The sequence below is a fragment of the Myxococcota bacterium genome (assembly GCA_035498015.1).
In the GTDB taxonomy this organism is placed as follows: domain Bacteria; phylum Myxococcota_A; class UBA9160; order SZUA-336; family SZUA-336; genus VGRW01.
Genome location: DATKAO010000236.1, coordinates 1 through 9,752, shown reverse-complemented (window position 1 = coordinate 9,752; position 9,752 = coordinate 1). Strand labels below are relative to the sequence as shown.

Genomic DNA, 9,752 nt, shown 5'->3' with positions numbered 1-9,752 from the left:
CACCCACGCCCAGGCGCGCCGCGGCCCACGCCGGCAATGACAGACTGCGCGGTACGCGCAGCCACTCGCGCAGAGCCTCGAGTCCGCTCACCGTTCCCCCGATGTGCACCGTAGCAGGCACCCCCTGGATCCTCTACTTTGGCCATACCTCCTGAGCATCCACGCTCGAGTCGGAGTCCCGTGCGAGGCGGTCCCAAGAAAGTCCGCATCCTCCGAGCGCTGATCCGCGACCAGCCCGGCCACCTGGGCAAGCTCGCCCAGGCGCTGGGCGAAGTCGGCGCGAACATCGGCGACATCACGAAGCTGCGCGTCGCGGGTGAGTACACGGTCCGTGACTTCGAGGTGTACGTCGACGACGACGCCCAGCTCGACCGCCTGCGCGCGCTGGTGGCGACGCTCGACGGAATCACGCTCGAGTCGGTGCGCGACCCCGTGCTCGAGCTGCACCGCGCAGGCAAGATCCACATGCGCGCCACGGTGCCGGTCGACCGCATCGGCGACGTGCGCATGATCTACACGCCGGGCGTGGCCACGGTCTGCAACGAGATCCACGCCCACCCCGAAAAGGTCTGGGACTACACGGCGTTGGGCCGCACCGTGGCCGTGATCACCAACGGCACGGCGATCCTCGGGTTAGGAAACATCGGCGTGCACGCGGGTCTGCCGGTCATGGAGGGCAAGGCGGTGCTGCTCGACCGCCTCGCCGGTCTCTCGGGGATCCCGATCCTGATCCCGACGCGCGACGTGCGCACGTTCGTCGACACGGTGACTCAGATCGCGCCCTCGTTCGGGGCGATCCAGCTCGAGGACATCGCGGCGCCCGAGTGCTTCGAGATCGAGCGTCGCCTGGTCGAGTCACTGCCCATTCCCGTCATGCACGACGACCAGCACGGCACGGCCGTGGTGGTGCTGGCGGCGCTGCTCAACGCCACCGCGCTCACGGGCATTGCGCTTTGCGACCTGAACGTGGGCGTCGTGGGCCTGGGCGCGGCCGGGCTGGGCATCAGCCGACTGCTCCTCTCCTATGGCGTGAAGAAAGTCGTCGGCTCCGACATCAGTCACGACGCGATGCGCCGTCTGGAGGGGATGCGCGGCGAGGTCGGCGACCTCGCGCGGGTCATGGGCGAAGGCCAGGTCGTGGTGGCGACCACCGGCCGCCCGGGGCTGATCACGCCCGACCTCGTGCGCCCCGGTCAGATCGTGCTGGCGCTCTCGAACCCCGTGCCCGAGATCGACCCGCAGCTCGCCCGCGATTCCGGCGCGGCGTTTGCCGCGGACGGCCGCTCGGTGAACAACGCCCTGGGCTTCCCGGGTCTGTTCCGCGGCGCGCTCGAGGCGCGCGCGCGGCGCATCAACGACGCGATGAAGATCGCCGCGGCCAAGGTGATCGCGCAGTTCGCCGAGCCGGGGGAGCTCGTGCCCAGCATCCTCCACCCCGACGTGCACCACGCCGTGGCGGATGCCGTTCGTGAGACGGCCCTCACCTCGGGCGCCACCGAGTGACCCGCGGCCGCTTCGCCTGCGTGCTGCTCGCGGCCGCGGTCGCCCTGGCGCCCTCGGCTCCCACCAAGCCCAAGGCCGACCCGGCCGCCAAGCCGGATCCGAAGGCCAGCCCGGTCGACGCCGCGCCCGACGAGACCCAGGGCATCAAGACCCTGGCCAAGAAGACCGCCGACAAGCCGCCCGAGCTCATGCTCTCGATCGACTCACCCTCGAACGGCTCGGTGATCGGCGACCCGGCCGGCATGGCTTTCGTGTCGGGCAAGGCGCTCGCGCTCTACGGCGAGTACCAGACCTTCGACATCATCTTCGTGATCGACACCTCGGACAGCACGGCCGAGCCGTCGGGCGCCGACATCGACGGGAACGGCGTGGTCGGCGAGCGGCGGGGCGCGAAGTATCTCTCGGTGCTGGGGCGCGTGCTGCCGCTGCCGAACTCCGACAAGGGCGACAGCGTGCTCGCAGCCGAGATCGCCGGCTGCCGGATCCTGCTGAAGCAGCTCGACCCGCGCACCACGCGCGTGGGCGTGGTCTCCTTCGCGGGTGACTCGAACGCGCTGACTCCCGACGCACAGACCGAGGTCCCGCTCACCACCGACTACAACAAGGTCGAGCGCGGGCTCGACGCGATCTTCCGCCGCGGGCCAGAAGGCATGACGAACATGGTGAGCGCGATGAACCTGGCCACGATCGAGCTCCTGGGCACGCAGAGCGCGTACAGCCAGCGCCGCGAGGGCGCCAAGCGCGTGATCATGTTCCTCACGGACGGCCAGCCCACCCTGCCGCTCGAGGGCGCCACGCTGCAGAACGCCAAGATGGCGATCCAGCAGGCGGTGCGCGCGGCCAAGCTCGACATCCGCGTCGACACGTTCGCGATCGGCGAAGAGGCCCTGTCCGAGCCGGTCGTGGTGGTCGAGATGGCGCGTGTCTCGAACGGCGTGTTCACGCCGGTGCGCAACCCCAAGGACCTGCGCGCGGTGTTCGAGGACGTGAGCTTCTCGTCGATCGAGAAGCTCGAGGTGCGCAACAAGACTACGGGCAAGCTCGCCGACTACGTGGTGCCCAACCCCGATGGCACCTTCTCGGCGCTGCTCCCTATGAACGAGGGCAAGAACACGCTCGAGGTCTACGCGCGCTCGACCGACGGCACCGAGGGCCGGCGCGAGGTGACCGTGAGCTTCCTGGCGGGCGCCGAAGCGCAGGAGCTCAGCCCGCGCATGATGGCCCAGCGCAACCGGCTGCTCGAGAACCGGCTGCTCGACCTGCAACGGCGCAATATCGAGATCAAGGCCGACGCCGACGAGGAGACGCGCCGGCAGCTCAAGGTCGAGATCGAAGACGAGCGCAAGAAGGCGCAGGAGCGCTCCGAGAAGATGCGCCGCGAGGTCGAGGTCTCGGTCGAGAAGCAGAAGCAGGAGCAGGCGGCGCCCCCCCCGGACTCGCCGGCGCCGGAGGCGAAGTGACTCCGCTCAGGCTCGCGAGCGGGCGCTAGCTTTCCGCTTGCGCAGGAGCTCGCGGCGCTTGCGCATGTAGCGCTCGTAGGCACGCGGGCGCTTCTGGCGCAGGAACTCGACCAGCTCCTGCTGGCTGTGGAAGTAGTGCTTCCAGCCGGGCTCCTTGGTGGTGCGCTCGCACTCGAGAAACGAGAACTCCGAGCACACGCGCGGCCGCTCCTCGTAGATCGCGCAGGTCTTGGCGTCGGTCAGATGCCGGCAGCGCGTCTGGAACTCGATGAACCAGTCACCTTCCAAGTCGATGTACACGCCCACGTTCTCGTGCGTGAGATACCAGTGGATGTTCTCGTACTGCTGGAAGGTGGCCGGATCGTCGATCTGCGTGGCCACGTAGGTACAGCAGGCGCCGCAATCCGAGCACGGGTGCACCGAAGGCAGCGACACCAGCGGGAGCTCCAGCACGGGCGCGGTGCGGCGTGACTCGCTCACGCGCCCTCCGGGTCGGGGCGCGGGCGGCCGAAGAAGTCGCGCGGCAGCTCGAGCTTGGTGAACTGCTCGATCCGCTCCTGGCGCAGCGCGGCGAGCTCGCTCCAGTGACTCCCGCCCTCGAGCACGGCGCGGATGCGCTCGGGCACGGTGAGGTAGGGTGCCAGGCCCGGGCTCGCCAGCGCGCGCCGGCCGGCGAGCCGCGCGCCCAGCTCCGCGGTGCAGGCCTCCTCGAGCGCGAGCGCGGAGCGGACCACGGCGTCGGCCTCGGCGTCGCCCGGATCGCCCAGGCGGCGGCCCAGCTCGGGCAGCAAGAGCTCGGTCCAGGCGCGCTCGTCGAGCGGCCCGCGCGCCAGCTCGCCGGCGTCGAGCTCCGCCGGCTCGAGCTCGCCCATGCGCCGCAGCAGCGCCACGCGCTCGTGCTCGGCGCGCGCGATGCGCTCGCCCAGGCGCCGCCGGCCGAGCCCGGCACGCACCACCTCGAGCCGGTCGGCAGCGCGCGCGAACAGCCCCTGCGCGGGCTCGACCAGGCCCGGGTCCGGCGTCTCGCCCGACGCGCGCGCGCGCAGCCTCTCCCAGACGTGCGCGTTCAGGGCGATGCGCCCGTAGTGCACCGCCGCCCAGGTCGTCGGCCGCGCGCCGTCACGCAGCCCGAGTGTCTCCCAGAGCGCCACGAGCACGCGCTCGAGCGGCGAAGACAGTCTCGACCAGATCGCGGGCGTCGCGATCTCGTCCAGCGGGCTGGCCAGCGGCGCGCGAGTCTGTCCCGGATACACCGGGTCGGGCGGCGTGACGACCGGATACGCGGGATCGAGCGGAGAGTCCGAGAGCAGAGCGGTCGCGGCGAGCTCGGGCGGCATCGCCGCAATTTAGCTCAGCGCTGCGCGACGGCACCGTTGCCCGGTGATTCCTCCACGCGGTAGTGGCGGGCCTCGTCGAACATCTCGATCGGGCTCCACTTCGGGACCTGCGACAGCCGCACGAGCTCGTTGGTGACCACGCCGGTGGGATCGAGCACCCAGGGGTCGCGATGGTCCGAGTTCTCGAACCAGAGCGTGACCATGTGGTGCTGGCCGGTCTCCTTGTCGACCACGATCGAGCGGAAGATCTCGTCCTTCGAGAAGCCGAGCTTGCGCAGCACCAGGAACGTCATCAGGTCGAGCCCGTCGCAGTCGTCGCCGTCCTGGGCGATGACCTCGGACAGCGTGGCCCAGTGATCGACCTCGCCGTCCGGGATGTAGTGCCGGCGGCTCTCGTCCTGGATCCACGCCACCGTCTCGGCCGCGACCTTGCGCCGCAGCTCGTTCTCGAACGCCTGGTACTCCTCGCCGATCTTGGTGTCGGCGGGGGGCCGCTCGGCGAGCGCGAGCTGGTCGAGCTGGTTCCGGGACTGCCAGTTCTTGATCTTGGCGTTCCAGGGATCTTCGCGGGGTGACTCGACGAAGAAGTCGAGCGAGACCGGGGAGAGGAACGTCGCGTTCTGCGCACACGACAGAAACGCCAGTCCGAGCACGGCGACGGAAATGCCAAGGCTGCGCAAGCCGGGACTCCTGTGCTTTCGCGTTGCGATCGCGAACGCCCCTCCGGCTTTGGAATCGGCCCCGTGCGCAGTCGACTTGAGGTTGCGCGCACGTGCACGTACGACTCAGAAGTACAGGTCGACGCGTGCGAAGTAGAGCGGCGGGCGGCCGCCGTACTCGCCTTGGCCGTCACTCCCGCCATACACCTGCACGCCGGCCGAGAGCTCGAGGTCAGTGCGCACCGACCAGGTGAGGCTCGGCACCCACGCCTCGCTCGGCCCGTTCCAGTCGTGGATCCACAGCACGTTGCCGCGCAAGAGCGGAGTCAGGTCGTAGCCGAGCTCGAAGCCGGTCTGGTTGCGCGCGATGGTCTGGAACTGCGGCGTGGGCAGGAGCCGCTGCGCCAGCGCGAGCAGGCCGGCGTCGACGAACAGCGGCGCGGCGAGTGAGTCGGGCTTGATCACGTTCTGGTTGTAGAAGTGCTCGACCAGGCCGTACAGGCCCGTCCCGATCGGGAAGGTGTAGTCGAGCGACAGCACCGCCTGCAGCGTGGCCTTGCCCTGGAAGTGCCAGGTCTCGGTGAACTCGCCGCGCAGCGCCGCGTCGGCCAGGTTGGTCGAGAAGTCGAAGCCCGCGAGATAGTCGCGGTCGATCTTCGCCACCATGAGCGCGCCATCGACCTGCTGCTTCGACAGATCGAGCCGCAGCGCGCTGCGCGGGTGATCGCCGTGCTCTTCGGGCGCCACGATCAGCGATGCCCACAGGCCGTCGACGAGCCGCGCGCGCGCCTGCAGCGCGTCGACGCCCACGCGCTGGTCGCTTTCCACCGCGAGCGGCGGGATCGGGTTGAAGATGTCGGTCGGGTTCCAGAGCCGCGCGCGGCCCAGCGCGATGCGCTGCCGGCCGAGCGTGACGTCGAAGTCGTCGTCCTGGTAGCGCACCCAGCCCCGGTACAGGAGGTGGCGCCAGGTCAGGTCGGCCGAGTCGACCAGTGTCTGGTCGAGGTCGAGAAAGGTCGGCGCGCCCAGCGCCTCGGCTGCGCGGAAGGCGAGTGAGTCGCGGCCGCTGCCCAGGAAGAGCTCGTTGTCGTACACGAGCTGCCCCGTAAAGTGATCGCCGAAGCGCGCTTCGCCGCTGAGCCGGATGCGCGTGGTGGCGAGCAGCGCGGAGCGCAGCGGGATCGGCTGGTTGGGGTCGAGCGGCAGGTCGCGCACGTCGAGCTCGCGGTCCTCGGTGACGATCTCGCGCACCGCGGCCGTGAAGTCGAACTTCCAGTCACCGTAGTCGAGCTCGACGGCGCGCGCGGGCCGCGGGCAGAGCGCCGCCGCCAGCGCCAGCAGCGCCAGCCCGCGGCGAGTCACACCGCGCGCCGTTCGTCGCTCGCGATGCGCCCGTCCACGAGCCGGATCGTGCGCCGCGCCCGCGCCATGACCCGCGGGTCGTGCGTGCTGAACAGGAACGTGACTCCGCGCTCGCGGTTCATGCGCTCCATCAGGTCGAGCAGGTCTTCCGCGGTCTTCGAGTCGAGGTTCGCGGTGGGCTCGTCGGCCAGGACGATCTCGGGCTCCGAGGCGATCGCGCGCGCCACCGCCACGCGCTGCTGCTGGCCGCCGCTCATCTCGTTCGGGCGTTTCTCGGCGAGCGCCCCCAGGCCGACCTCTTCCAGCACGCGCCGCGCGCGCGCCCGGCGCTCGTCGTGGGGCGCGTGCTGCAGCAGCAGCACGAACTCCACGTTCTCGAGCGCCGAGAGCACGGGCACCAGGTTGTAGGCCTGGAACACGAAGCCGAGCTTGCGCAGGCGAAGCTCGGCGCGGGCGGCCTCGCGCATCTCGGTGGTGTCGAGGCCCGCCACGAGGATGCGGCCCGAGGTCGGCCGGTCGAGCGTGCCCAGCAGGTTGAGGAGCGTGGTCTTGCCCGACCCGGACGGCCCCGAGAGCGCGGAGAACTCACCGCGCTCGACCGCCAGGTCGACGTTCGAGAGCGCGACGGTCTCGATCTCGCCCGCGCGGTAGACCTTGGTCGCCTCGCGCGCCTCGAGCAGTGTCTCCCCCATGACTCCTCCTACACGTGCCGCAGCGCTTCGGCCGGGCGCAGCCGCGCGGCCTGCCAGGCCGGCCAGATGGCCGCGACGAACGCGGTCAGGAAGGCCAGTGCCACCGGTGAAGCGAAATCCGGCCGCTCCAGGTTCGGGTAGACGGTGGCGCCCGCACCCATCTGGGTGAGTCCCTCGGCGAACGCCGCGAGGTTCACGCCGTGGTGACCCATCCAGGCCACGCAGGCGGCGCCGATCGCCACGCCGAGCACGGCGCCGCCCACGGTCAGCAAGAGTGACTCGATCAGCACCATCCACACCAGGTCGCGCGCCGGCAGCCCGAGCGAGCGCAGCACGCCGAACTCGCGCATGCGCTCGTACACCGACATGAGCAATGCGTTGGCGATGCCGAACGCCATGCCCGCGAACAGCGTGGCGTAGGTGATCCACGCCGTACTGGTCATCAGGTCGAGGATCGCGGCCAGGCGCGGCTCGCGCTCCTTCCAGGTCAGCACCTCGACTGACTCGCCCGGGCGCACGGCTGGCAGCTTCGCCTGCGCGAAGGCGTAGAGCTCCGGTAGCCGGCGGGGGTCGTCGAGCGCCACCGCGAGCTCGTGCACCTGGTCGCCCAGCCCGAGCAGGCGCTGGGCATCGCCGAGCTGCAGGAACACCGTGCTCTTGTCGAAGGCGAGCGAGCCGCTGTGGAAGACGCCCGAGATGCGGAAGGCCGCCAGGCCGTTCTCGCCGGGCGCGTGCAGCACCAGCTTGTCGCCGAGCTTCACCCGCAGCGTGTCGGCGAGCTCGCCGCCGATGGCCGCGCCCGGCAGCGTGCGCGCGACACCGCTCGGTGTCGGCTCGGGGAAGCCGCCCGACGCGAAGGAGCGCGCGACCACCGATACGCGTGCCTCGCGCGCCGGGTCCACGCCCACCAGCGCCACGCGCGCGCTCTGGCGCGGGCTCTGCGCCAGCGCGTCGCCCAGCACGCGCGCCGACACCCGGGCGCCGGGGAAGGTCTCGAGCACCGCGCTGAGCTGGCGCCCGCCGTCGGCCAGCGTGCGCTCGACCTCCGGGTTCGCCTGGTAGCCCGCCGCGTGCACGGCCAGGAGCGCCAGCTTGGTCGATACGGCGGTGTCGGCGATCTGCCGCACCCAGCCGTGACTCCAGCCCACGAGCACGAGACAGGCGGTGAGCCCCACCGCGATCGCCGAGATCACGATCGCGCTGCGGCGCCAGCCGCGCAACAGGTTCCGCCAGGCGATCCGGAACAGCGTTCCCATGACTCCCCTACGTCGCGCGCAGCGCGTCGACCGGCCGGCCGCGGGCGGCGCGCGCGGCCGGGATGACCGCGGCGAGCACGCCGATGCCGAGCAGCACGAGCGGCAGCGCCACGAGCTCCGAGCGCGCGAAGCCGAACGAGATCACCGGCTCGATCCCGAACACCTTGAACGACTCGACCATGTCGGGGCGCTCGACAGAGATCGGGTGGTTCTCCATGTACAGCACGCCCGGGATCCCGAGCCCGAAGCCCGCCGCGATCCCCACCAGCGACAACAGCAGTGACTCGAGCACCACCAGCCCGAACACCGCGCGCGGCCGCAGGCCGAGCGCGCGCAGCACGCCGAACTCGCGCACGCGCTCGAAGACCGACATCAGCACCGTGTTGAGCAGGCCGAACGCCACCACGATCAGCAAGAGCGCGTTCTGGAACCAGTCGCCCACGTCGCCCATGCGGATGAACTGCACGAGCTCGGGCACGAGCGCCTGCCAGTCCAGGACCTCGTAGCGGTCGGCCGGAAACGCGCCGGCGAGCCGGGCGCCGATCCGCGGCAGGTCCTTGGTGTCGCGCGCGAACACCGCCACGTGCGAGAGACTCGCGCCCGCCTGCAGGAAGTCCTGCAGGTCGGCGAGCCCCGCGATCGCGCCGTAGCCGTCGAGGTCGTCGCTGCCCACGTGGAAGGTGCCGGTCACGCGGAAGCGGTCGGCGGCCTGTGACCCGTAGGCGTCGGCCGAGACCACGATCACGGTGGCGCCGACCGCCACGCCGAGGTTCCTGGCCAGCAAGTCACCCAGCGCGATCTCGCGCGCGCCGCGCGGCGGCGCGCCGTCGCGCACGGAACCGAGCAGGCGCGACAGCCGGGCCTCGCGCGCGACGTCCAGCCCGAACAGCGCCACGCCGCGGCCGGTGGCATGCTCGGAGTCGGCCGAGATCAGCCCGAACGCCTCGAGCCGGGGCGCCCAGCCCGCGTCGGGCAGCCCGTCGAGCGCCTGGACCTGCTCGGGCGCGAGCACCAGCGCGTCGTCGAGCGAGCGCGAGTCGCGGTAGCCGCGCAGGCTCACCTGGAAGTGACCCGGATACAGCCCGACCGCGTTCGCGACCCAGCGCTTCTGGCTGCCCGCCGAGACGGCGAGATTGGCGAGACACAAGAGCGTGGCGAACGCGGCCGCCGCGACCGTGAGCGCGGTGCGGCGCCGGTTGCGGAACAGGTTGCGCCAGGCGATGCGCAGCAGCATCAGCGCGCCGCCTCCGAGTTGCGCAGGTTCTCCTGGGTGAAGATGCGGTCGTCGAGCTTCTGGTCGAGCGTGGCCTCCTCGAGCGTGACCTTCGTGGAGTGACCCGGCTTGTCGAGCGGAGTCATCTCCCACATGTGCGGCAGCGGGCGGCCCTGCACCTCGCGCACGTCGGAGAAGTGCATCCGGCGCAGCTCGGTGTAGTGGCCCTTCTCGGGCTCGTCGTAGTAGACGAAGAGCAGCGGCGCGAGG

General features: G+C 71.0%; 10 protein-coding genes. 2 read left to right on the top strand and 8 right to left on the bottom strand.

What is annotated here, in order from left to right; genetic code table 11:
* Positions 1–180 precede the first annotated feature (180 nt).
* Positions 181–1,503 (top strand): malic enzyme-like NAD(P)-binding protein, encoded by a 1,323-nt coding sequence (locus VMR86_20955; protein ID HTO09533.1) that lies wholly within the window; start codon positions 181–183, stop codon positions 1,501–1,503.
* Positions 1,500–2,963 carry a VWA domain-containing protein gene (locus VMR86_20950; protein HTO09532.1) on the top strand — a complete coding sequence of 488 codons (1,464 nt, stop codon included), beginning with the start codon at positions 1,500–1,502 and terminating at the stop codon, positions 2,961–2,963. The genes VMR86_20955 and VMR86_20950 overlap by 4 nt, the downstream gene beginning before the upstream one ends.
* Positions 2,964–2,969: 6 nt before the next feature.
* On the opposite strand, the gene VMR86_20945 is transcribed toward VMR86_20950, so the two are convergent.
* From VMR86_20945 to VMR86_20910, 8 genes are all read right to left on the bottom strand, one after another.
* Positions 2,970–3,443, bottom strand: coding sequence for a YkgJ family cysteine cluster protein (locus tag VMR86_20945; protein ID HTO09531.1), 474 nt, complete (start codon positions 3,441–3,443; stop codon positions 2,970–2,972).
* Positions 3,440–4,300, bottom strand: coding sequence for a hypothetical protein (locus VMR86_20940; GenBank protein HTO09530.1), 861 nt, complete (start codon positions 4,298–4,300; stop codon positions 3,440–3,442). Before VMR86_20940 ends, VMR86_20945 begins: the two co-directional genes overlap by 4 nt.
* Before the next feature lie 14 nt (positions 4,301–4,314).
* Positions 4,315–4,953 carry a hypothetical protein gene (locus tag VMR86_20935; protein HTO09529.1) on the bottom strand — a complete coding sequence of 213 codons (639 nt, stop codon included), beginning with the start codon at positions 4,951–4,953 and terminating at the stop codon, positions 4,315–4,317.
* Between the two features lie 132 nt (positions 4,954–5,085).
* A complete protein-coding gene (locus tag VMR86_20930) occupies positions 5,086–6,321 on the bottom strand; it encodes a hypothetical protein (protein HTO09528.1) in 1,236 nt (411 codons plus the stop codon).
* Positions 6,318–7,013, bottom strand: a complete 696-nt coding sequence (locus tag VMR86_20925; GenBank protein ID HTO09527.1) for an ABC transporter ATP-binding protein — start codon at positions 7,011–7,013, stop codon at positions 6,318–6,320. Before VMR86_20925 ends, VMR86_20930 begins: the two co-directional genes overlap by 4 nt.
* Before the next feature lie 8 nt (positions 7,014–7,021).
* Positions 7,022–8,269 carry an FtsX-like permease family protein gene (locus VMR86_20920; GenBank protein ID HTO09526.1) on the bottom strand — a complete coding sequence of 416 codons (1,248 nt, stop codon included), beginning with the start codon at positions 8,267–8,269 and terminating at the stop codon, positions 7,022–7,024.
* A 7-nt stretch (positions 8,270–8,276) separates the two neighbouring features.
* Complete coding sequence (locus tag VMR86_20915; GenBank protein ID HTO09525.1) at positions 8,277–9,503, bottom strand: FtsX-like permease family protein; 1,227 nt, start codon at positions 9,501–9,503, stop codon at positions 8,277–8,279.
* A partial coding sequence (locus tag VMR86_20910) for an outer membrane lipoprotein-sorting protein (GenBank protein HTO09524.1) occupies positions 9,503–9,752 on the bottom strand: 250 nt, incomplete at its 5' end. The genes VMR86_20915 and VMR86_20910, both read right to left, overlap by 1 nt.